Below are 22586 nucleotides of genomic sequence, written 5' to 3' on the forward strand. Positions count from 1 at the left end.
CCACGACGGGGTTCGTGGACCCGGGCGTGCCCCCACCCTGCCCTCCCCCGGAGGGGGAGGGAGGAACATCCAGCGCATCGGGCGGCAGGACGGCACTCATGCTTCGGCGCTCCGGCCCTTCACGGCGAACAGTCCCTGCGGACGCTTCTGGATGAAGACCACGATCAGCACCAGCACGGCGATCTTGGCCAGCACGGCGCCGGCCCAGCCTTCGATGAACTTGTTCAGCACGCCCAGCCCCAGCGCGGCGTAGACCGTGCCCGCCAGCTGCCCGACCCCGCCGAGCACGACGACCATGAAGGCATCGACGATGTAGGCCTGGCCCAGGTCGGGACCGACGTTGCCGACCTGGCTGAGGGCGCAGCCCGCGAGGCCGGCGATGCCGGAGCCCAGCGCGAAGGCGTAGGTGTCGATGCGCGCGGTGTTGACGCCCATGCAGGAGGCGATCGGCCGGTTCTGCGTCACGCCGCGGACGAACAGGCCGAGGCGGGTGCGGGAGATCAGCAGGGCCATGCCGGCCAGCACCGTGAACGCGAAGGCGATGATCACGATGCGGTTCCAGGGCAGCTGCAGGTTGCCCATGAGGACGATGCCGCCGCTCATCCAGCTGGGGTTCTCGACGCCGACGTTCTGCGCGCCGAAGACGGAGCGCACCAGCTGCATCAGCATCAGGCTGATGCCCCAGGTCGCCAGCAGCGTTTCCAGCGGACGGCCGTAGAGGAAGCGGATCACGCCGCGCTCGAGCACCGCGCCCATCAGCGCGGACGCGCCGAAGGCGGCCGGCACCGCGGCCAGCAGGTACCAGTCGAAAGCGCCCGGCAGGTATTTCTGGAAAAGGCCCTGCACGAGCCAGGTGGCGTAGGCGCCGATCATCATCAGCTCGCCGTGCGCCATGTTGATGACGCCCATCAGGCCATACGTGATGGCCAGGCCGAGCGCCACCAGCAGCAGGATCGAGCCCAGGCTGATGCCGGAGAACACGGCGGCGGCGCGCTCGCCCCATGCGAGCGAAGACTCCACTTCGCGCAGCGAGGCGCGCAGCGCCGCCTTCACGTCGGGGTCGACCTCGGCCTGCAGGCGCTGCTGCAGCAGGTTGCGCGTGGCGGCGTTGCGGCTGTCGGCCAGCAGGCGCGCGGCCTCCAGGCGCCGGGTCTTGTCCTCGCTTCCCAGCAGCGCGCCGGCGCGCACCAGCCCCAGCTGCGCCTTGATCGCGGCGTTCTTCTCGGCGGCCCAGGCTTTCTCGATCAGGGGCAGCTTCGCTTCGTCCGCATCCTTCTGCAGCTCGGTGACCGCGGCAGCGCGAACCGCGTCATCGGGCGAGAACAGCTTCAGCGCCGCCAGCGCCGTGTCGAGTTCGCCGCGCATGCGGTTGTTGTTGACGACGTCCTCGGCGTCGGCCGGCAGTTCGGCAGCCGCGCCGGTCGCCGGGTCCGTCGCCTTGTCGTCCTTCACGACGAACACGCGCTCGCCGGCGGTCTTCACCGCATCGTCGGCCAGCGCCTGCAGGAAGGCCGCCGTGCGGTCGTCGGCGGTGGCCAGCGCCTTGTGGAGGGCCTCGATGCGCGCGTCGGTCTCGCCGGTGGCGAGGGCGCGCGCTTCGTCGGGTGTGAGGGCCTGGGCCGCGCCGGCGGCGGCGAGCAGGACCAGTGGAAGGAGGATTTTGCGCATGAGGAACCTGTCCAGTGGGCGGCACGCCGCCCACCAGGCAACCGCCTCTTACATCGTCTTCGACTTGCCCGCGGGCTCGTCCGGCTTCTTGTCGTTGCCTTCGATGTACGGCGACCAGGGCTTGGCCTTCACGGGGCCCGGCGTCTTCCACACCACGTTGAACTGGCCGTCGGCCTTCACTTCACCGATGAACACCGGCTTGTGCAGGTGGTGGTTCTTCATGTCCATCGTGGCGGTGAAGCCGGACGGCGCCTTGACGGTCTGGCCGGCCATCGCGGCGATGACCTTGTCGACGTCGGTGGTCTTGGCCTTCTCCACCGCCTGCGCCCACATCTTCACGCCGATGTAGGTGGCTTCCATCGGGTCGTTGGTCAGCGGCTTGTCCTTGTGGCCGGCGATGTTCTTCACCTTGGCGTAGTCGCCCCACTTCTTGGTGAACTCGCTGTTGGTCGGGTTCTTCACGGACATGAAGTAGTTCCAGGCGGCCAGATGGCCCACCAGCGGCTTGGTGTCCACGCCCCGCAGTTCTTCCTCGCCCACCGAGAAGGCGACGACCGGCACGTCCTTGGCCTTCAGGCCGGCGTTGCCCAGCTCCTTGTAGAAGGGGACGTTGGAGTCGCCGTTGATCGTGGAGATCACCGCCGTCTTCTTGCCTTCGCCGGCGAACTTCTTCACCTTGGCGATGATGGTCTGGTAGTCGCTGTGGCCGAAGGGGGTGTACTCCTCCATGATGTCGGACTCGGCGACGCCCTTGGACTTGAGGAAGGCGCGCAGGATCTTGTTGGTCGTGCGCGGGTAGACGTAGTCGGTGCCCAGGAGCACGAAGCGCTTGGCGCTGCCGCCGTCCTTGGACATCAGGTATTCGACGGCGGGGATGGCCTGCTGGTTGGGCGCCGCGCCGGTGTAGAACACGTTCTTGGACAGCTCCTCGCCCTCGTACTGCACCGGGTAGAACAGCAGGCCGTTCAGTTCCTCGACCACCGGCAGCACCGACTTGCGCGACACCGAGGTCCAGCAGCCGAAGATCACGGCGACCTTGTCCTGCGTGAGCAGCTGCTTGGTCTTCTCGGCGAACAGGGGCCAGTTGGAGGCGGGGTCGACCACCACCGGCTCCAGCTTGCGTCCGAGCACGCCGCCCTTGGCGTTGATCTCCTCGATCGCCATCAGGGCCGTGTCCTTCAGCACGGTTTCGGAAATGGCCATGGTGCCGGACAGGCTGTGCAGGATGCCGACCTTGATCGGCTCCTTGGCCTGGGCGAAGGCCAGGCCGGACGTGCCGGCCAGCGCGACGGCGGCGGTGAGCGCCTTGAGGGTGAAACGACGTTGCATGTGTGACTCCAGGTGAGGGTGGGAAGCAGGGCCGATGCTAGGGAGCCCCCCTCGAACCAGCCATACGACACATGGCGTATGGCCGCGCCAGCGGCTCGGCGCAGGGCCGTACTACAGCTACCGCTGTCACCGTCCGACACGGGGCCCCGCGCCGCCGGGGCTCCAATGCAGGCATCCCAGCCCCAAGGCGCGTATGACCATGTCCTCCCTGCTGTCCCAGCTGTCGCCGAGCATCACGAACATGATCCGGCTGGACCACACGCATGTCCTGACGGCCTTCCACCAGTACGAGGTGGGCTCCCCGGACCGCCTGAAGAAGGGGCTGGTGGACAACGTCTGCCTGGCGATCGAGATCCACGCCCAGCTGGAGGAGGAGATCTTCTATCCGGCCATGCGCGTCGTGGCGGACAACGAGCACCTGCGCAAGAGCACGCCGGAGCACGACGAGATGCGGGGCCTGATCTCGCGCCTGCGGAACATGCCGGTCACCGACCCGGCCTACGACGACACGTTCTTCGAGCTGATGCGGCACGTGATGCACCACGTGGCCGACGAGGAGACGCTGCTGCTCCCGGCCGCCGAGCGCCTGATCCCGGACCAGCTGCAGGACCTGGGGGCGCAGATGACGAAGCGCCGGCTGGAACTGGCCGGCCCGCGGGCGCCGGAACTCGCCAGCAGCATGGCGCGTTCGATGAGCATGGGCACGCTGGCCGCGATGGGCAGCGCCGCCCTCGCCGGCGCCTTCCTGCTCACGCGCAACCGGCACGGTGACCGGCTGGGGGCCGCCCGGCGGCGCTTCAACCGCAGCGCCTGACGGAGAGCGCGCTCAGTAGCGGCGCGCTTCGCGCTCGTCCAGCGGCGTCACCGACACCCGCACCTGCAGCGTGCTGCCCGGTTGTTCGCGCATGAAGGTGGTGTACTGCTGGCCCCGGTACTCGTAGCTCACCCGGTAGCCGTTCAGGCGCGTCTGCACCTCGTGCACCGTGCGGCAGCTGCGCACCTCGCGCTGGGCGGTCTCGTACTGCGGGCCGCCCTGGTTGGCGATGCGGTCGCCGGCGATGGCGCCGATCACGGCGCCGGCCGCGGTGGCGGCTTCGCGCCCGTGACCCTTGCCGACCTGGTTGCCGATCAGGCCGCCGGCCACGCCGCCGATGATGGCGCCGCCGTAGCCGTTGCCGCCCACCACCGGGCGCGGCTCGTTCACCCACTGGCTGCTGCACTCGTCGCGCGGCACCTGGACCTGCTCGTACTGCGGCTCCACGCCGGTGACCCGGGCGCGGTCCACGAAACCGGGGGCCTGCGCATGCGCGGCGAAGCCGCTGGCGGCGAGGACGGTCATGAGGACGATTCGTTGCATGGACACTCTCCTTGGTTCTGCTGCAGAGCCAAGGTTAGGCAGGGGTCCGTGAACGGAAGATGAACGGATGGGTCCCGTCGGCGTCACGCAACGCGGGCGGTCAGCCGGCCGGTTCGGCCGCCGTCCCGCGCAGCTCGCGGGCCAGCGCTTCGAGCAGGGCGGCGGGCGCGGAAGGCTTGGGGAGCACCTGCAGGCCCAAGCCGCGCGCCTGCGCCAGTTCGGCGCTGTAGCCCGTCATCAGGACCACCGGCAGGGCCGGATGGTGCTCGCGCAGCCAGCGCGCCAGCGCGATCCCATCCAGCTCGCCCGGCATGCGGACGTCGCTCAGCACGATGTCGAAGCGGCTTCCCCCTGCCAGCAGCCGGCGCGCGGCGTCGCCGCTTTCGGCGCGGGTGACCGCGAAGCCGGCGGACTGCAGCACCTGGGAGGTGACGGCCGCGAGCTCCGCGTTGTCCTCGACCAGCAGCAGCGTGCGGCCGGCATGGGTCGGTGCAGGCGCCTGCACCGGCGATTCACCGGCGGCCGCCTGCACGCCATCGAGCGCCGGGAACAGCAGCAGCACGCGCGTGCCCTGGCCCTCCACGCTCTCGATCCGCGCATCGCCGCCGGCCTGGCGGGCCAGACCGTAGACCTGGCTGAGTCCGAGCCCGGTGCCGTGGCCGACCGGCTTGGTGGTGAAGAAGGGGTCGAAGACCTTCTCCATCAGCTCCGGCGGGATGCCCTTGCCGCTGTCCGCCACGTCGACGCAGACCCTGCCGTCCCCGGCGTTGCGCGCGCCCACGCGCAGGCTGCCACCCTCGGGCATCGCATCGCGCGCGTTCACGGCGAGGTTGATCAGCGCCAGCTCGAATTCGGCGGGATCCACCAGGATGGCAGCCGTGTCGCCCTCGACCTCGCACGTCAGCGTGATCCGGCTCCCCAGGCTGGCCTTCAGCAGGCTGGCGATCTCGGGCAGCCGCACCCGCAGGTCCAGCGGCTCGGGCCGCACGGGTTGCCGGCGGGCAAAGGCGAGCAGCTGCCGCGTCAGCTTGGTCCCGGTGCTGACCGCGCGTTCGATCCCGGCGACCTCCTGCGTGCCCGCCAGCTCCGGCCGCCGCGCGCGCAGCAGGTGCGTGTAGTTGCTCACCACCATCAACAGGTTGTTGAAGTCGTGGGCAACGCCGCCGGTAAGCTGGCCGAGCGCCTCCAGCCGCTGGTTCTGCAGGACCGCCTGATGCGCCTTCTCGGCTTCCGCCAGGGCCGCGCGCACGCGCTCGTGCATCTCCTCGTTGGCCCCCCGCACCGCGCGGCTGGTGTCGGCCAGCACCCGCATCACCGTGTCCATCTCGGCCAGCCCGGTGGGCCGCGCCTCGACGGGCTCCGCCCGCGCGATGCGTTCGGCGGCGTCCTGCGCCTGCAGCACCGGCCGCACCAGGCCACGCCCCATCCGCGCCGCCGCCCACAGGGCGGCGAACAGCAGCAAGGCCGCCACCGCCGCGAAACGGGCGGCGGCCATGGCGCCGGACCCGACCTGCGCGCGCGGCACGCCGATCACGACGGTCCATCCGTAGTCGGCTTCCGTGCTGAACGCCGCGAGGATGTCGGAACCGTCGAGGGCCTGGCTGTCGAAGATGCCGCTCTGGCCCTTGCCGATCTGGGAGCGCAGCCGCTCGGACACGGGCTGGCCCACGTACTTGCCGGCATCCCGGTTGCGGGCGACCACGACGCCCTTGGCGTCCACGACCGAGGCCACCCAGTTGGCGGGCAGTTTCTGGTCGTCGAAGACGTTCTGCAGGGCGGACGCATAGCCCGCATAGGACAGCAGGTAGCGCGGGGAGCCGCCGCGCTCCACCGGCACCGTCACCGCGAAGCTGTACTGGCCGCCCAGCGGGGCGAAATAGACGTCCGACACCAGCACCCGGCGCGGGGCCTGCAGCACCTGTTCGCCGGTGTAGACGGTGCGCGGAAGGTTGGGCGTGCCGAAGGCGCGCCGCGTGTTCAGCAGCTGCGTGCCGTCCATGCTCGCGAGGACCACCACGGACGAGAGGTCGGGCGCGACCGTCCGTGCGTACTGGTAGAAGCCCGTGAGATCCCCGTCGGTCAGGGTCGGGGATTGCGCCAGGGTGCGGACGATCGACTCCCGGCGCGCGATCTCGCGTTCGACCACCAGCGACAGGGCCCGGGCCGCCTCGCCCAGGCTGCCTTCGAACTGCTGCTGCTTCTCTTCGTAGACATAGTAGATGGTGCCGACGGCCAGCACGGCCATCGGCACCATGAAGGCCAGGACCAGCCGGAGCAGGCGCGAACGGACGGTCGAAGGATGCACGCGGCATTGTCGTGCGACACACGGCTCCGCTATGTAGGACCCTGCCTACCTTCGACCTAGCCTTCGAACTGTGGATGCAACTGGCGGATCCGGTTCATGGCCATGCCGGCCGCCGCCGTGCGGGTCTCGACGCCCAGCTTCGCGAACACGCGCTCCAGGTGCTTCTTCACCGTCGCCGGGCTGGCGCCCAGGATGTCCGCGATGTCCCGGTTGATCTTGCCCTTCACCACCCAGTAGAGGACCTCCGCCTCGCGCGGCGTGAGCCCGAACGCCAGGCTCATGGACTCGATGATCGCCGTGTCCGAGACCTCGCGCATCACGATCAGCCAGTCGTCGTCGCCGGTCTGCTGGTGCAGCCGGATCGAGAGGCGGCGCGCGCCGAGTTCGGCCGACAGCCGCGGCGGCTCGATCTGGCGCTCGGCTTCCTGCAGGTGGCGCCGCAGCCAGTCGAGGATGGGCCTGGGCGTCTCGGGCGCGCTGGTGCCGTAATAGGCGTGCAGCAGGTCGCGCGCCAGCGGCGTCTGCCACATCAGGCGACCGTCGCCGGGGCGCACGGTGATGCTGGCGTAGCCGAACGCGTCGAGCGCGTTGCGCGTCTGCCTCGCCAGCCGCGCGCCCTGCAGGTGCACGCCCATGCGCGCGAGCACTTCCTTCGGCTTGATCGGCTTGGTGACGTAGTCGACGCCGCCGGCTTCCAGCGCGGCGACCAGGTGCTCGGTGTCCGTCAGCCCCGTCATGAAGATGATCGGGATGTGGGCGGTGGCGGCCGACCCCTTGAGGCGCTTGGCCACCTCGAAGCCGTCCATGCCGGGCATCATCGCGTCGAGCAGCACGATGTCCGGCAGCGCCTGCGCGGCGCGCTGCAGGGCGGCCTCGCCGCTGGTGGCCACCAGCACCGTGTACCCGGATTCGTCCAGCGCATCGTGCAGCACCGACAGGTTGTCCGGCACGTCGTCGACGACCAGCACGAGGTCGCTGTCGGCGCGATCGAGCACGCCCTTCATCGCCTCGCCTCCTCGGCCGCCGGCGCGCGCGCCAGTTCGCGGCTGATCGCCTCGAACTGGAACTGGCGGGCCAGCTCCCGCAGCGCCGCGGTGAAGCCGGCGCATTCCGGCTGTGCGGCGTCGATCGCGTCCAGCTGCTGCAGGATGCCGCGGTAGTAGCCGAGCGACACGGCCTGCTGCAGCGGCGCGAGCAGGGCCGGCGCCGGCCAGTTCCATTGCGGCTCCGGCGCCGGGGCGGCGGTCGCCGTCGGCTCCTGTTTCCAGCGCAGCGCCAGCTGCCGCTCCAGCCAGTCGAGCAGCTCCGTGTGGCGCACCGGCTTCAGGATGAAATCCTCGGGCGGGATGCCGGCGTCGTTCTCGAGTCCCTTGTCGAAGGCATTGGCGGAGACGACCGCGATCTTCGCCTGCAGCGCGGGCAACCGGCGCAAGCGGCGGATCGTTTCCCAGCCGTCGATGCCCGGCATCGCGAGGTCGACCAGGATGGCGTCGGGGCGCACGCCGGCCGCCACGAGGTCCAGCGCGTCGTGGCCGCTGGCGGCCGTGCGCAGCTCGAAGCCGAGCGGCTCCAGCAGCGCGACGAGCAGTTCGCGGTCCGCCTCCTCGTTGTCGACCACCAGGATGCGGCGGCGCGGCCCCTCGTAGCCGCGGCGCACGCGCGCCTGCACAGGCGGCGGCAGCACCGCATGCACCTCCGGCAGGAACAGGCGCACGCGGAAGACGGAGCCCAGCCCCGGCGTGCTGGTCGCCTGCAGTTCCCCGCCCATCAGGTCGGTCAGCATCTTGGCGATGGTGAGGCCCAGACCCGCGCCGGGCGCGGAGTGCCCCGCGCTGCTGCCCCGGGCGAACGGCTCGAAGATGCGCGCCAGCTCCTCGGACGGCAGACCGGGCCCGGTGTCCTCCACCTCGATGACGGCCATCTCGCGCGCATGGCGCACGCGGAACACGACCTGCCCGGCGCTGGTGAACTTGATGGCGTTGCCCAGCAGGTTGATCAGGATTTGCCGCACCCGCTTCTCGTCGGCGCGCACGACCTCCGGCAGGTTGCCGTCGGCCTCGAAGCGGAAGGCCAGCCCCTTGGCCGTGGCCTGCAGCTCGAACAGGCTCGCCAGTTCGTGCACGAAGTCGGCGAAGGCCATCGGCTTCACGTTCAGCGTCAACTTGCCGGCTTCGATGCGCGCGATGTCCAGCGTGCCTTCGATCAGCTGCAGCAGGTGCTCGCCGCCGCGCTTGATGACGTGGATCGCGTGCTTGCGCTTGGCCGGCAGCGAGGCGTCTTCCGCCATCAGCTGCGCATAGCCCAGGATGCTGTTGAGCGGCGTGCGCAGCTCGTGGCTGACCGCGCTGATGTAGCGGCTCTTGGCCTGGTTGGCCTGCTCGGCGGCATGGCGCGCCTGTTCAGCGGCGTGCTTGGCCTGCTGCAGCGCCTCGTCGGTCTCCCGGTGCGACGCGATCTCGCGCATCAGCAGGTGGGACTGGCGGTTCGATTCCTCCTGCGCCACGCGCCGGCTCTGGTGTGCCAGCACCAGCCACCAGGCGACGATGCCCGCCACCAGCAGCAGCGCGAGATAGGCCTTGGTGAAGGTGGCCTGCAAGGCCTCCTGCGCCATCGGCCCGGCGGCCTGCACCTCCTGCCGGTACAGCAACCCGAACAGCGCGGCGAGCAGCGGGGCCACCACCAGCATCAGCAGCAGGAAGTGGCCGAGGCCGGTATCGAGGTACGGCCAGACGCGCCGCGGCAGCAGCGCGCGCAGGAAGCCGGACCACTGCGCGGCCAGGCTCGCATGCGGCTTGCACAGGTCGCCGCACCGCGCGTCGAGCGTGCAGCACAGCGAGCAGATGGCGCCCTGGTAGGCGGGGCAGTGCGCCATATCCGGGCCTTCGTACTCGCGGTCGCAGATCACGCAACGCTGCAGGGTGGAGGCGCCGTGCCGCGCCCCGCCCCCCCGCGCCAGGTAGTACCGCCCCCTGGTCCACCAGGCGATCGCCGGCGCCGCGGCGAACGCCACGCCCATGGCGATGACCGCCGAGAAGGCCTGCGCCATGGCGCCGAAGGCGCCGAGGTAGGCGGCGATCGACAGCACGGAGGCCAGCGCCATCGCGCCGACGCCGACGGGGTTGATGTCGTACAGGTACGCCCGCTTGAACTCGATGCCCCTGGGCGAGAGGCCCAGCGGCTTGTTCACCACCAGGTCGGCGACGACGGCCATCATCCACGCGATGGCGATGTTGGAATACAGCCCCAGCACGTCGCCGAGCGCGTCGAAGACGTTCATCTCCATCAGCATGAAGGCGATCAGCGTGTTGAACACGACCCACACGACGCGGCCCGGGTGGCTGTGCGTCACGCGCGAGAAGAAGTTGGACCACGCCAGCGAGCCGGCATAGGCGTTGGTCACGTTGATCTTCAGCTGCGACACCACGACGAACAGCGCCGTCGCGGCCACCGCCCACCCGTAGTGCGGGAACACGTACTCGTAGGCCGCCAGGTACATCTGGTTCGGGTCCACCGCGCGATCCACCGGCACCATGTGCCGGATCGCCAGGTAGGCGAGCAGCGCGCCGCCCAGCATCTTCAGCACGCCCAGCACCACCCAGCCCGGGCCGCCGGCCAGCACCGCCGTCCACCAGGCGCGCCGGTTCTTCACGGTCCGCGCCGGCATGAAGCGCAGGTAGTCGGCCTGCTCGCCCATCTGCGTGATCAAGGCGATGCCCACGGTGAGCGCGGCACCAAAGAGGTGCAACTGGAAGCCGCCGCCGCTCGACTTCTCACCAGCGTAGTGCGTCACGCCGGCGAAGGCACCAGGATCGCGCATCATCACGTACACGAAAGGCACCACGAGCATCACCAGCCAGAGCGGCTGGGTCCAGACCTGCAGCCGGCTGATGGCGGAGATGCCGTGGGTCACGAGCGGAATCACCACGAGTGCGCACACCAGGTAGCCCCAGCTGGGCGGGATGCCCAGCGCCAGTTCCAGCGCATAGGCCATGACGGCCGCTTCCAGCGCGAAGAAGATGAAGGTGAACGAGGCGTAGATCAGCGACGTGAGCGTCGACCCGATGTAGCCGAAGCCGGCGCCCCGCGTGAGCAGGTCCATGTCGACGCCGTAGCGGGCCGCGTAGATGCTGATGGGGAGTCCGGCCAGGAAAATGATCAGCCCTGTCGCCAGAATCGCCCAGAACGCGTTCAGGAAGCCGTACTGCACCAGGAGGGTCGCGCCCACGGCTTCCAGGATCAGGAAGGAAGCCGCGCCGAAGGCGGTGTTGGCCACCCGCCAGGCCGACCACTTGCGGAAGCGCTGGGGCGTGTAGCGCAGCGCGTAGTCCTCCATCGTTTCGCTCGCGACCCAGGCGTTGTAGTCGCGGCGGACCTTCACGACGCGCTGCGGCGCCTCGTGCGCGACGATGGGGATGACCGGGTTCACGCCGGGGAAGTGCAGGTTCCGTGCCGCCTTTGGCCCGGCTCTTGCAACAATGCACCACCATGGAACTGACGCCCCGCGAGAAAGACAAGCTGCTGCTGTTCACCGCCGCCCTGCTGGCCGAACGGCGCCGGGCCCGCGGGCTGAAGCTGAACTACCCCGAGGCCATGGCGCTGATCTCCGCCGCGGTCATGGAAGGCGCGCGCGACGGCAAGTCGGTGGCGCAGCTCATGAGCGAAGGCCGCGCGGTGCTCACGCGCGCCGACGTCATGGACGGCATCGCCGAGATGATCCCCGAGATCCAGGTCGAAGCCACCTTCCCCGACGGGACCAAGCTCGTCACCGTCCACCAGCCGATCGTCTGAACCGCTCAAGGAACAACAGCATGCGCCTGCTCACCGCCGCCCTCGCCACGCTGGCCGCCACCGCCCAGGCCCACCCGGGCCATGGCATCGCCGCCGACACGCACTGGCACGCCAGCGATGCCTGGGGCTTCGTCCTCGTGGGCGCCCTGGTGCTGCTGGCCATCTGGCTCTCGCGCGGGGACTGAATGACGCCCGGTGAACTGATCGTCGACGAAGGCGACCACGTCCTCAATCCCGGCCGGCGCACGCTGACCGTGGTGGTGCAGAACACGGCCGACCGCCCGATCCAGGTCGGTTCGCACTACCACTTCGCCGAAACCAACGGCGCGCTGCAGTTCGATCGCGCGGCCGCCAAGGGCATGCGCCTGAACATCGCCTCCGGCACGGCGGTGCGCTTCGAGCCCGGGCAGCAGCGCACGGTCGAACTGGTCGACTACGCCGGCGACCGGATCGTGTACGGCTTCCGCGGCCTGACCCAAGGGAAACTCTGATGGCTTCCATCCCGCGCCGCGCCTATGCGGACATGTTCGGCCCCACCAAGGGCGACCGCGTGCGCCTGGCCGACACCGAACTGGTCATCGAGGTGGAAGAGGACTACACCCTGCGCGCCGGCGGCTTCGGCGAGGAGGTCAAGTTCGGCGGCGGCAAGACCATCCGCGACGGCATGGCGCAATCGCAGCGCACGCGCGCCGAGGGTGCGATGGACACGGTGCTGACGAACGCGCTGATCGTCGACCACTGGGGCATCGTCAAGGCCGACATCGGCCTGAAGGACGGCCGCATCGCCGCGATCGGCAAGGCGGGCAATCCCGACACGCAGCCCGGCGTCGACATCTTCATCGGCGCCGGCACCGAGATCATCAGCTGCGAAGGCGCGATCGTCACCGCCGGCGGCATCGACAGCCACATCCACTTCATCTGCCCGCAGCAGATCGAGGAAGCACTGTCCTCCGGCGTCACCACCATGTTCGGGGGCGGCACGGGGCCCGCGACCGGCACCTTCGCCACCACCTGCACGCCCGGGCCCTGGAACATCGAGCGCATGCTGCAGGCGGCGGACGCCTTCCCGATGAACCTCGGCTTCATGGGCAAGGGCAACGCCAGCCAGCCGCAGGCCCTGCGCGAACAGGTGGAGGCCGGCGTCATCGGCCTCAAGCTGCACGAGGACTGGGGCACGACGCCGTCGGCCATCAGCAACTGCCTGGACGTCGCGGACGCGATGGACATCCAGGTGGCGATCCACTCCGACACGCTGAACGAATCCGGCTTCGTGGAGGACACGATCGCCGCCACCAAGGGGCGGGGCCTCTGCGCCTTCCACACCGAAGGCGCCGGCGGGGGCCATGCCCCCGACATCCTGCGCGTGGTGGGCGAGGCCAACTTCCTGCCTTCGTCCACCAACCCGACGATGCCCTACACCGTCAACACGCTCGACGAGCACGTCGACATGCTGATGGTGTGCCACCACCTCGACCCGGCGATCCCCGAGGACCTCGCCTTCGCCGAGAGCCGCATCCGCAAGGAGACCATCGCGGCCGAGGACATCCTGCACGACCTCGGCGCGATCAGCATGTTCTCCAGCGACTCGCAGGCGATGGGCCGCGTCGGCGAGGTCATCCTCCGCTGCTGGCAGACCGCGCACAAGATGAAGCTGCAGCGCGGCAAGCTGCCGGGCGACACCGACCGGCACGACAACTTCCGCGCCAAGCGCTACATCGCCAAGTACACGATCAACCCCGCGATCGCCCACGGCATCGCCCACGAGGTCGGCAGCATCGAGCTGGGCAAGTGGGCCGACCTGGTGGTGTGGAAACCGGCGTTCTTCGGGGTCAAGCCGGCGCTGATCCTCAAGGGCGGCTTCATCGCCATGGCGGCGATGGGCGATGCCAACGCCTCCATCCCGACGCCGCAGCCGGTGCACTACCGTCCGATGTTCGGCAGCTTCGGCGGCGCCCTGCACAAGGGCTCGATCACCTTCCTGTCGCAGGCCGGGCTGAAGGCGGGCGTGCACCAGCGCTTTGGCCTGGCGAAGAACGTGAGCGCCGTGCGCGACATCCGCGGCGTGCGGAAGCACCACCTCGTGCACAACGCCTACCTGCCGAAGATGGAAATCGACGCGCAGACCTACGCCGTGCGCGCCGACGGCCAGCTGCTCACCTGCGACCCCGCCACCGTCCTGCCCATGGCGCAGAGGTATTTCCTGTTCTGACCGTGCTGCGTTAGGCTGGGTCATTCCCCCGCCGGACGGATCCACCATGCTGCAAGCCACCAAGCTCCTTTCCCAGGGCCAGGGCCTCGCCCCGGCGCTCGTGCGGCGCGCCGCGACCGTCGAACTCGACTGGGACGTGCGGCAGAAGAGCCGCTTCGACGCCACCGATTCGCAGGGCCGCCGCCTCGGCGTGTTCCTGCCGCGGGGCACGGTCGCCCGCGGCGGCGACGTGCTGGTGGCGGAAGACGGGTCGATGGTGCGCGTCGTCGCCGCGCCGCAACCGGTGCTGCGCATCACGCCCTGCGCGGAGCATGGCTCCCCGTTCGACCTCGTGCGGGCAGCCTATCACCTGGGCAACCGGCACGTGGCCATCGAACTGAAGCCCGACCACCTGCAGATCGAACCCGACCACGTGCTGGCCGACATGCTGCGCGCGATGCACCTCACGGTGCAGGCGCTGCAGGCGCCCTTCGAGCCGGAAGGCGGCGCGTACGCGGCGCACGCCAGCCACGCCCCTTCCGGTTGGGGCACCGGGCACCGGCACGCGGACGGCGCCTCGCACGAGCACGACACGCAAGTGCACTCGCACGAACACGACGGCCATGACCACGGCGACCACGGCCACTCGCACTGACGCCGGCCTGCTGCAGCTGATCTGGCTGGCCTCGCCGGCGCTGCCGGTCGGCGGCTTCTCCTATTCCGAAGGGCTGGAGGCGGCGGTGGAGGCGGGCTGCGTGCGCGACGAAGCCTCGGCGGCCGCCTGGCTCGCGCAGCAGCTGCACGCCAGCCTGGCGCGCTCCGATGTGGCGGTGGTGGGCGAGGCCGTGGACGCCGCGCGCCGCGGCGACCTGCCCGCCCTGGCCGCGCTGGACGACTGGGTGCGGCAGACGCGCGAGACCAGCGAACTGCGCCAGCAGTCCGAGCAGATGGGCCGCTCCCTGGGCGAATGGCGCCGCTCGCTCGACGCTCCGGCCAGCCGCGCCGTGCCCGCGGGCGAACGCGAGTACACCTACCCTGTCGCCTTCGCCGTCGCCGCCGCGCCTTCCGGGGCCGCCTGCCGCGACATCGCCTTGGCCTTCGCCTTCGGCTGGTCCGAGAACATGATGCAGTCCGCGATCAAGGCCGTGCCGCTCGGGCAGGCCGCCGGCCAGCGCGTCCTGGCGCGCCTGGCCCGCGAGATCCCCGCCGCCGTCGACCACGCCCTGGCCCTGCCGCCGCAGCGGCGCCAGGCCTTCAGCCCGATGCTGGCCATCCTCTCCGCGCAGCACGAAACCCAGTACTCACGCCTGTTCCGTTCATGACCCTGCTCCACCACATCCCCGGCCGGACCAAGAAGCTGCCCCCGCTGCGCGTCGGCATCGGCGGGCCGGTCGGCTCCGGCAAGACCACCCTGCTCGAGATGCTGTGCAAGGCCATGCGCGAGCGCTACGACCTGGTGGCGATCACCAACGACATCTACACCAAGGAAGACCAGCGCCTGCTCACCGTGAGCGGCGCGCTCGCGGCCGAGCGCATCATGGGCGTCGAGACGGGCGGTTGCCCGCACACGGCGATCCGCGAGGACGCCTCGATCAACCTCGAGGCGATCGACCGCATGCTCGAGTCGTTCCCCGAGGCGGACGTGGTGTTCGTCGAATCCGGCGGCGACAACCTGGCAGCGACCTTCAGCCCCGAACTGTCCGACCTCACGATCTACGTGATCGACGTCGCGGCCGGCGAGAAGATCCCGCGCAAGGGCGGCCCGGGCATCACGAAGAGCGACCTGTTCGTCATCAACAAGACCGACCTGGCGCCGCACGTCGGCGCCGACCTGTCCGTGATGGAAGCGGACACCCGCCGGATGCGCCGCGACAAGCCGTACGTGATGACCAACCTGAAGACGCGCGACGGCCTCCAGGACGTCGTGCGCTTCATCGAGGCGCGCGGCATGCTCGCGCCGGTCGGGTAGTCGGGCCTTCGAAGCTCGTCGGGATGCCGTCCTACACCGCGGCGGGCGGTCCCGGCTTACTTTCGCTGCCCATGAACCTGCTGCTCGACCCCCCGCCGGGTTTCGAAGGCATCTCCAAGGCCTTCGCCATGGCGAAGCTGCTGCCCACCTCGCACCGCATGAACGTGCGCATCGGGCTGGTGCGCGACGGCGCGCTGTTCGCCACGGGGCAGCTCGATGGCTACCGGCAGGTCAACTTCTTCTCCGAGCACGTGCGCGACCTCGGCTGGCAGGAACGCCTGCTGGGGGGCGACGGCGACATGTTCGGTTGCGACATGCTGTTCCTGCACCCGGCGGAGAACGGCGCGGGGAGCGACGATCCTTCGTTCATCCGGCGCACCCCGGTGGAACTCTGGCCGGCGCGGGGCACCCATGCCGAGTCCTAGCGCGGACGACCAGGAGGGCCTGCCGCCCCCCGGCAGCCGCTGGGGGTCGGGCGCGCAGAGCGTGCTGCCCTACCTGACGAAGTCGCTCCAGGCCAAGCCGGCGACGGCTCCCGAGCCGCGCGAGCGGCCGCGCGAGGGCAACCCCGTCTTCTCCAACTGGCCGCCGCGCCAGGCCTGACGCCGTCCCCAAGCAAAAGAGCGGCCGATGGCCGCTCTTTTCACGTGCGCTGCGCCTGGCTCAGGCCGGGCCCGGACGCCGCTTGCCGCCGGAATCGCTCGCGCGCCGCTGTTCCCACACGCGCATCTGCTTCATGGCGCTCTCGGAGCCGCGGCCGGCATGGTGCTCGCCAGGCTGCGGCTGTTGCTGCTGCTGGATCGGCTGGGCCGGCGGGGCCTGCTCGGAAGGGGGTTGTTCTCGGGTGTTCATGCGGGTGCCCGGTGGATCGCTTGCGAGGATCGTCCCCCCGCGCTTGCTCGGCGGTTGTAGGAGCACGCCGCCACGCGAATCGGAAAAGGTGGCGCGGCCGTGCCGGACGCTGGCTCAGGCGTGCGGGAAGGCCAGCGTGAAGGCGGTGCCCGCCTGCGGCGTGGAACTCGCCTCCACGCGTCCGCCGTGCGCGGTGACGATGGCGCGCACGATGAAGAGCCCGAGGCCCACGCCTTCGCTGCCGCCGCTCCCTGCCCCCCGCACCATCGGCTCGAACAGCTGCGGAAGGACGTGCGCCGGGATCGCCGGTCCATGGTTGTGGACCACGATGCGGAAGTCCTTCGCGTCCCGCTCCGTCCGGACGGTGACCGGCTGCTCGGGGTCGCCGTGGTTGGATGCATTGGCCACCAGGTTGCCGACCGCCTGCACCACGCGGTCGGCATCGGCATGCACATGCCCGCTGCCGGCGCCGCGCTCGTAGCGCAGCTGGCAGTGCGGGAAGGCCACGGCCAGTTCACCGATGCTGTCCGCCACGGCCTGGTGCAGGTCGGTCGGGGCCTTGCGGATGCTGATGCCGCCGCCCAGCCGGGCCTGGGTGAAGTCCAGCAGGTCGCCCACCAGGTGCTGCACCCGCTGCACCGAGCGGGCGATGCGCGCGACGGCGGCCTTCTGCTGCTCCGATCCGCCGGCCCGCTCCAGCAGCAACGCGCTCATGTGGATCACGGACAGCGGATTGCGGATGTCGTGGCTCACCATGCCCACCAGCTGCTCGGCGAACTGCGCGCGCACTTCGGCCTCCGCGCGGGCGGCCTGCAGTTCCTTCTCGTCGCGCGCGCGCTGCGCCGACAGCTCCTCGGCGCGCTGGCGCTGCAGCAGGAGTTCGCGTTCGTACTTGTGCCGGTCTTCCGCGACGAAGACGGCGGCGTGCAGGAGCATCCGGCCGTTCCAGGCCCGCTCCGCCATGTTCACCATCACCGGCAGCGCGCGGCCATCCTGCATCCGCAGTTCCAGCTTGACCTCCGCCACGGAGGACTGGATGCGCAGCAGCGGGTGCAGGTGGGTCTGCCAGAAGATCCGCCCGCCCATGGTGAGCAGGTCCTGCCACTTCACCTTGCCGACGAGCTCGCGGCGGTCGTGGTGCAGCCAGCGGCACAGGGTGGAATTGACGTCGAGGAGGTTCCCGTCCGCCGCGGCGACGAGCAGGCCGCAGGGCGCGGCGTCATAGAGCTGGTCCGCCCCGGGCAGCGGGGTCGCGTCCATGCCCCTACAGTCCCGCGAGGAACTGCTCCATGGCCATCGTGCTGGCGCTCGGCGAGCTGAGGTGCGGGCAGTGCCCCACGTTCTCGATGACGTGCAGCGTGCAGTTCGGGATCGTGCGCTGCAGGTAGTCGCCCACGGAGCGCGGGGCGATGATGTCGTCGCTGCATTGCAGGACCAGCGTCGGCGCCTGCAGCTTCGGCAGTTCGGCGCGGTGGTCGGAGAGGAAGGTGACGCGCGCGAAGTGCTTGGCGATCTCGGGGTTGGTGCGGCAGAAGCTGTTGGTCAGCTCGGTGGCCAGCGCCGGCTGGTCCGGCGCGCCCATGATCACCGGCGCCATGTTGCTGGACCAGCCCAGGTAGTTGCTCTCCAGCGTCTCCAGCAGCGACTCGATGTCGGCGCGCTCGAAGCCGCCCACGTAGTCGCCGTCGTTGATGTAGCAGGGCGACGGCCCCACCATGACCTGGGCCAGGAACTGGTCCGGGCACTTCAGGTTGGCCAGCATGCCGATCATCGCGGCGACCGAGTGACCGACGCAGATGGCCGGCGCGTCGGTGACGTCGGCGAGCACTTCGCACAGGTCGTCCGCATAGCCTTGCAGCGTCGAGTACTTCTCCGCGTTCCAGGCGGACAGGTCGGACTGGCCGTTGCCGACCAGGTCGAGGAGGATCACCTGGTAGCTCTCGGCGAAGTGCGGGGCCAGCAGGCGCCACATGTGCTGGTCGCAGCCGAAGCCATGGACGAACACCATGGGCGGGCCCTTGCCCTGCACCTGGACGTTGTTGCGTGTGCGGACGGACAAGGCTTCAGGCCTCCTGTGCCTGCTGCACGCGCCCGGGGAAGGCCTGCAGGTAGGCCCGCAGCTCGCCGAACTGCGCCTTGGAGATCACGCCGTCGGCCCCCAGGCGCACGCAGCGCTGGCGGACGACGGGCGTGACGAAATCGCTGAACACGACGACGGCGCCGCCCGGTTCCGTGTTGCAGCGGGTCAGCAGCGTGAAACCGGAGCCTTCGGCCAGCAGCAGGTCGATGATGGCGAGGTCCCAGCCGCCCCGGTGGCGCAGCAGCCATTCGGTGGCGGTCGTCTCGTTGTCCGCCATGCCGACGACGTCGAAGCCGCCCACCGATTCGAGCAGGTCCCGGACGAGCTCCTGCATCGGTTTCTGGTCTTCGACGAGGAATACGCGTACTGCCATCAGGACCTCCGGACCCACTTGCCCGCGCCGGACTTGGCACGTACGACACATTGCAGGCTTGAAGCGGCGGATTCTGTCTGAGCCCGGCCGGTGCGTCTGTAGGAACCGGCTGACTTTGCGGGGCGTGCGCCGATTGGCGGAAGCGGTGAGATTCGAACTCACGGACGCCTTGCGGCGTCGCCGGTTTTCAAGACCGGTGCATTCAACCGCTCTGCCACGCTTCCGGTTGCCAGCGGATTCTAAGCGCCGGGTGCCAGCCGCCCGAGCGACCGCCAGTGCTGGAAGGCCACGACGCACAGGGTGCCGACCGCCACGCCGGCGATCACGTCGCTCAGGTAATGGGCGCCGAGGTAGACCCGGCTGGCGCACACCAGCAGCACCATGGCGGCCGCACCCGCGGCGGCGGCCGCGCGCAGCCCCGGCGCGCGCGCGTGGTGCCAGGCCAGGAGGCACAGTGCGCCATAGAACACGGTGGAGGCCACGGCGTGGCCGCTGGGGAAGCTGTAGGTCGTGAGGTGCACGAGCGGGTCTTCGAGCACCGGGCGGTCGCGCTGGAAGGCGTGCTTCAGGGCCAGGTTCACCAGCATGCCCGCCGGCACGACGGCGAGCAGCCGCAGGTCGGCGCCATCGTGGCGCCAGGCCCGCCAGGCAGCGAGCACCGCGGTCGCGGCCAGGACTTTCTCCGTCTCGTGGGCATCGGCGACGAACAGCATCATGGCGTTGAGCCAGCCAGTGCGGTGGGCGGCGAACCACTGCGCCAGCTGGTGGTCCAGGCGCGTGAAGGGCCCCTGCAGCAGCAGTTGCAACGCGAAGAAGGCGAACACCAGCAGGCCGGCCGCCACCGCCAGCCAGGCACGCGACGAGAGGCGCACGCTCAACCCCGCGCCCTGGCCGCGCCGGCGTAGGGCAGCGTCGGATGCGGCCAGGACGGCCACGACGGCGGGGGCGCGTGCCGCCCCGCCTCCAGGGCGGCCTGCAGCGCGGGCAAGGTGCGGCGCGGCTCCTCGCCCAGGCCGCGCACGATGCAGACGCCGTCCACGCCGGTGCTGGCCGCCGCTTCGACTTCCGCGGGCGCCAGGATGCCGCCGATGGCGGTCACCGGCATGCCCGCGGTGCGGCACCACCAGGCCAGGTTGTCCAGGCCTTGCGGCAGCCAGGGCATGTCCTTGGTCACGGTCGCCCACACCGGGCCGCAGGCGATGTAGCGCGGCGAGAGCGTGCGGGCCCGCGCCAGTTCCCACAGGCTGTGCGAGCTGACCCCGAGCGCCATGCCGCTGGCCTGCAACTCGGCGCGGCCGGCGTCGCCCAGCTCCAGCAGGTCTTCCTGCCCGAGGTGCACGCCGCCGGCGCCCAGTTCGCGGGCCAGCCGCCAGTGGTCGTTGACGAACAGCTCGGCGCCGGCATCGCGGCTGTCGGCGATGGCCTGCGCCACCTCGCCGCGCAGCATGGCCTGCCAGGCCGCATCCGGCGCCGGCGGCGTCTTGATCCGCAACTGCACGGTGCGCACGCCGGCCTCCAGCACCAGGCGCAGGCGCGCGGCGCTGTCGACGACGGCGTAGAGATCCAGGCGCCGCGGCGCGGAGGCCTGGACGGGCTGCGCGGGCGGGGCCTCGCCCCAGGAGAGCAGCGGGAGGTCCTGCGGCGAGCGCATGCACGCCACCACCAGCGCGTCCGCCGCGACGTGCCCCTGCCCCAGCGCATGCTGCACGGCGGTGGCATAGGCCTGCGGGGATGCGCCGCGGCCGACGAGCCAGCCGCGCGCATGCGGCGTCTCCATCCAGTCGCCGTCGTGGCCCAGGATGCACATCGCCTGCGTGCCCTCGCTTCGCAGGCGCCTGGCGACGCGCGGAGCGGTTTCCTCGACGCCGGCCAGTTCCCGGGCCTGCGCGAGCGTGCCGATCCAGGGCATGCCGTTCATCGCATCACCATCCCGCCGTCGACGAACAGGACCTGGCCGGTGACGAAACCGCTCCAGGGCGAGGCCAGGAACAGCACGGGGCCCGCCACGTCCTCCGGCCGCGCCAGCCGGCGCAGCGGCGTCGCCGCCATCAGGTCGTCGCGGAAGTGCGCGCGCGTGGCCGCGCTGCCCTCGGTGGGATAGACGAGTCCCGGCGCCACGCAGTTGACGCGCACGCCCAGCGGCCCGAGCTCGCTGGCGAGGTTGCGGCTGAAGCCCACGAGGGCGGACTTCGCGGTGGTGTACGCGTGATAGGGCACGACCGGATTGTCGACGAGGTTGCTCACGAGGTTGACGATGCTGCCCTGCGCGCGACGCCGGAAGTGCGGCAGGGCCGCGCGGCACACGTGGAAGGCCGCGCCGACGGAGCCGTCGAACTGCGCCTGGTACGCCTCCCAGGACAGCGCCTCGAACGGCGTCCGGCGCTCGGGGTCGAAGGCGTGGGCGCGGAACGCGTTGTTGACCAGGACGTCGAGGCGGCCGCCCTCGTCCACCACCTGCTGGACGAGACGCGCGGCCTCGTCCGGCTGCGTGACGTCCGCCTGCACCGCGAAGGCGTCGCCGCCGGCCGCCCGGCACGCCCGGACGACCTCCTGCGCCGCTTCGGCGTTGCGCAGGTAGTTGACGGCGACGATGGCCTGCTCCGCGGCGAAGGCACGCGCGACCGCCGCGCCGATGCCCCGGCCTGCGCCCGTGACGAGCACGACCTGCCCTGCGAAGTTCATCCGGGCTCCCCGCGCCGGCCGGGCAGGAGGTCGGGGCTGGTCACCTTGCGCATGTCCAGGCGCTGCTGCACCAGGCCGAGCGCGCGGTACGTGTCGGCCGCGCGCTGCAAGGCGTCGACGTCGATCGCGCCCAATCCCTGCCGCTGCGTCAGCGCCGACACGCTCGCCGCATTGCGCAACTGGATGATCTCGAGGTTGAGCGCTGGGTCGGTCCCGTCGATGGCGCGCTTCACCGCCAGCTGGGCGGCCTCCTGCGGCTGCGCGATCATCCAGGCCGCGGCGTCGCGGTAGCCGCGCAGGAAGCGCTGCAGCGCGTCGCGCCGGGACTGGAAGACCGCTTCGCGCACCACGAACAGGTCGCTCGACGCCGGCAGCACCTTGCCCACCTCCAGCACGTTCACCTCGGGCAGGCCGCGGCGGCGGCCGACCAGCAGCCCCGTGTCGGTCGCCGCGGTGGCGTCCACCTGGCCCTGCATCAGCGGCGCGAAGTTCAGCACTCCGGTCACCACCACCGTCACGTCCGACTCCGACAGGCCCGCGCCATGCAGGAGCACCTGCAGCGCCTGCCGCGTGCCGGAAGCGAGGCTGTAGACACCGATCTTCTTGCCCTTGAGCTGCGAAGCCTGCGTGATGCCGGAAGACTTCAGCGACACGACGTTGAACACGTTCTGCGGATAGATGTCGTAGATCGCGCGCAGCGGCTCGCCCTTGTCGAGCGCGGCGAAGAAGGAGCCCGGGTCGGTGAAGGCGACATCCGCCTGGCCCGACAGGATGTTCCGGATCGCATCGCCGCCGCCGGCGCCGGGCACGAAGGCCAGGTCGATGCCTTGCGCGCGGTAGAAGCCCTTGTCGGCGTCCACCAGCAGCGGCGTGACTTCGGTGATGGGCTTGCTCCAGCCGGCCACGGTCACTTTCTCCAGGCGCTGCGATCGCGCGGCGAACGGCGCGGCGAGCAGGGCGGCCAGCAAGGTGCGGCGGTGCAGTGTGTGCATGGG

24 protein-coding genes and 1 tRNA gene are annotated in these 22586 nt (G+C 70.5%); 10 read left to right on the plus strand and 15 right to left on the minus strand.

Going from position 1 to position 22586, the window contains the following annotated elements:
- Nucleotides 1–96: 96 nt before the first annotated feature.
- Nucleotides 97–1668: an urea ABC transporter permease subunit UrtB gene (urtB, locus tag IM787_RS04815; RefSeq protein ID WP_193675532.1), complete on the minus strand. Its 1572-nt coding sequence runs from the start codon at nt 1666–1668 to the stop codon at nt 97–99.
- A 48-nt stretch (nt 1669–1716) separates the two neighbouring features.
- On the minus strand, nt 1717–2997 hold the full coding sequence (gene urtA, locus IM787_RS04820; protein ID WP_193675533.1) for an urea ABC transporter substrate-binding protein: 1281 nt from the start codon (nt 2995–2997) through the stop codon (nt 1717–1719).
- Between the two features lie 199 nt (nt 2998–3196).
- Between urtA and IM787_RS04825 the strand changes: the two genes are divergently transcribed.
- Entirely contained in the window at nt 3197–3811 is a 615-nt protein-coding gene (locus tag IM787_RS04825; RefSeq protein ID WP_193675534.1) for a hemerythrin domain-containing protein, read from the plus strand.
- A 12-nt stretch (nt 3812–3823) separates the two neighbouring features.
- On the opposite strand, the gene IM787_RS04830 is transcribed toward IM787_RS04825, so the two are convergent.
- The 4 genes from IM787_RS04830 to IM787_RS04845 form a co-directional block, all read right to left on the minus strand.
- Nucleotides 3824–4354: a glycine zipper 2TM domain-containing protein gene (locus IM787_RS04830; RefSeq protein ID WP_193675535.1), complete on the minus strand. Its 531-nt coding sequence runs from the start codon at nt 4352–4354 to the stop codon at nt 3824–3826.
- Nucleotides 4355–4454: 100 nt separating this feature from the next.
- Nucleotides 4455–6659: a hybrid sensor histidine kinase/response regulator gene (locus IM787_RS21750; RefSeq protein WP_193675536.1), complete on the minus strand. Its 2205-nt coding sequence runs from the start codon at nt 6657–6659 to the stop codon at nt 4455–4457.
- A 56-nt stretch (nt 6660–6715) separates the two neighbouring features.
- Nucleotides 6716–7663: a response regulator transcription factor gene (locus tag IM787_RS04840; RefSeq protein ID WP_193675537.1), complete on the minus strand. Its 948-nt coding sequence runs from the start codon at nt 7661–7663 to the stop codon at nt 6716–6718.
- Nucleotides 7660–11100 carry a hybrid sensor histidine kinase/response regulator gene (locus tag IM787_RS04845; RefSeq protein WP_227494177.1) on the minus strand — a complete coding sequence of 1147 codons (3441 nt, stop codon included), beginning with the start codon at nt 11098–11100 and terminating at the stop codon, nt 7660–7662. Before IM787_RS04845 ends, IM787_RS04840 begins: the two co-directional genes overlap by 4 nt.
- A gap of 44 nt (nt 11101–11144) precedes the next feature.
- On the opposite strand from IM787_RS04845, the gene IM787_RS04850 reads away from it, so the two are divergent.
- From IM787_RS04850 to IM787_RS04890, 9 genes are all read left to right on the plus strand, one after another.
- Nucleotides 11145–11447, plus strand: coding sequence for an urease subunit gamma (locus IM787_RS04850; protein WP_193675538.1), 303 nt, complete (start codon nt 11145–11147; stop codon nt 11445–11447).
- A 20-nt stretch (nt 11448–11467) separates the two neighbouring features.
- Nucleotides 11468–11632 carry a hypothetical protein gene (locus tag IM787_RS04855; RefSeq protein ID WP_193675539.1) on the plus strand — a complete coding sequence of 55 codons (165 nt, stop codon included), beginning with the start codon at nt 11468–11470 and terminating at the stop codon, nt 11630–11632.
- Nucleotides 11633–11938 (plus strand): urease subunit beta, encoded by a 306-nt coding sequence (locus IM787_RS04860; RefSeq protein ID WP_193675540.1) that lies wholly within the window; start codon nt 11633–11635, stop codon nt 11936–11938. It abuts the gene before it with no gap.
- Nucleotides 11938–13656 carry an urease subunit alpha gene (ureC, locus tag IM787_RS04865; RefSeq protein WP_193675541.1) on the plus strand — a complete coding sequence of 573 codons (1719 nt, stop codon included), beginning with the start codon at nt 11938–11940 and terminating at the stop codon, nt 13654–13656. Before IM787_RS04860 ends, ureC begins: the two co-directional genes overlap by 1 nt.
- A 46-nt stretch (nt 13657–13702) precedes the next feature.
- Nucleotides 13703–14290, plus strand: a complete 588-nt coding sequence (gene ureE / locus IM787_RS04870) for an urease accessory protein UreE (protein ID WP_193675542.1) — start codon at nt 13703–13705, stop codon at nt 14288–14290.
- Nucleotides 14259–14957 (plus strand): urease accessory protein UreF, encoded by a 699-nt coding sequence (locus IM787_RS04875; RefSeq protein WP_193675543.1) that lies wholly within the window; start codon nt 14259–14261, stop codon nt 14955–14957. The genes ureE and IM787_RS04875 overlap by 32 nt, the downstream gene beginning before the upstream one ends.
- Nucleotides 14954–15604, plus strand: coding sequence for an urease accessory protein UreG (ureG, locus tag IM787_RS04880; protein WP_193675544.1), 651 nt, complete (start codon nt 14954–14956; stop codon nt 15602–15604). The genes IM787_RS04875 and ureG overlap by 4 nt, the downstream gene beginning before the upstream one ends.
- A 71-nt stretch (nt 15605–15675) precedes the next feature.
- Nucleotides 15676–16029 (plus strand): hypothetical protein, encoded by a 354-nt coding sequence (locus IM787_RS04885; protein WP_193675545.1) that lies wholly within the window; start codon nt 15676–15678, stop codon nt 16027–16029.
- Entirely contained in the window at nt 16016–16207 is a 192-nt protein-coding gene (locus IM787_RS04890; RefSeq protein WP_193675546.1) for a hypothetical protein, read from the plus strand. Before IM787_RS04885 ends, IM787_RS04890 begins: the two co-directional genes overlap by 14 nt.
- 60 nt (nt 16208–16267) lie before the next feature.
- Here IM787_RS04890 and IM787_RS04895 read toward each other — a convergent pair whose 3' ends face one another.
- The 9 genes from IM787_RS04895 to IM787_RS04935 all read right to left on the minus strand — a co-directional run bounded on the left by IM787_RS04895 (nt 16268) and on the right by IM787_RS04935 (nt 22583).
- Entirely contained in the window at nt 16268–16456 is a 189-nt protein-coding gene (locus IM787_RS04895; RefSeq protein WP_193675547.1) for a hypothetical protein, read from the minus strand.
- Nucleotides 16457–16570: 114 nt separating this feature from the next.
- On the minus strand, nt 16571–17716 hold the full coding sequence (locus tag IM787_RS04900; RefSeq protein WP_193675548.1) for a PAS domain-containing sensor histidine kinase: 1146 nt from the start codon (nt 17714–17716) through the stop codon (nt 16571–16573).
- 4 nt (nt 17717–17720) lie between these two features.
- A complete protein-coding gene (locus tag IM787_RS04905) occupies nt 17721–18515 on the minus strand; it encodes an alpha/beta fold hydrolase (protein ID WP_193675549.1) in 795 nt (264 codons plus the stop codon).
- Nucleotides 18516–18519: 4 nt separating this feature from the next.
- A complete protein-coding gene (locus IM787_RS04910; protein ID WP_193675550.1) occupies nt 18520–18909 on the minus strand; it encodes a response regulator in 390 nt (129 codons plus the stop codon).
- A 134-nt stretch (nt 18910–19043) separates the two neighbouring features.
- Nucleotides 19044–19133 (minus strand) — tRNA-Ser (locus IM787_RS04915).
- 15 nt (nt 19134–19148) lie between these two features.
- Nucleotides 19149–19781, minus strand: a complete 633-nt coding sequence (locus IM787_RS04920; protein WP_354004380.1) for a phosphatase PAP2 family protein — start codon at nt 19779–19781, stop codon at nt 19149–19151.
- Between the two features lie 2 nt (nt 19782–19783).
- Nucleotides 19784–20827, minus strand: a complete 1044-nt coding sequence (locus IM787_RS04925) for a thiamine phosphate synthase (protein WP_193675552.1) — start codon at nt 20825–20827, stop codon at nt 19784–19786.
- The gene (locus IM787_RS04930) at nt 20824–21591 is read right to left on the minus strand and encodes an SDR family oxidoreductase (protein ID WP_193675553.1); all 768 of its coding nucleotides are present in this window, start codon (nt 21589–21591) and stop codon (nt 20824–20826) included. Before IM787_RS04930 ends, IM787_RS04925 begins: the two co-directional genes overlap by 4 nt.
- Nucleotides 21588–22583, minus strand: a complete 996-nt coding sequence (locus IM787_RS04935; protein ID WP_193675554.1) for an ABC transporter substrate-binding protein — start codon at nt 22581–22583, stop codon at nt 21588–21590. The genes IM787_RS04930 and IM787_RS04935 overlap by 4 nt, the downstream gene beginning before the upstream one ends.
- Nucleotides 22584–22586: the final 3 nt, after the last annotated feature.

Source organism: Ramlibacter pallidus (genome assembly GCF_015070875.1).
Lineage (GTDB): Bacteria > Pseudomonadota > Gammaproteobacteria > Burkholderiales > Burkholderiaceae_C > Ramlibacter > Ramlibacter pallidus.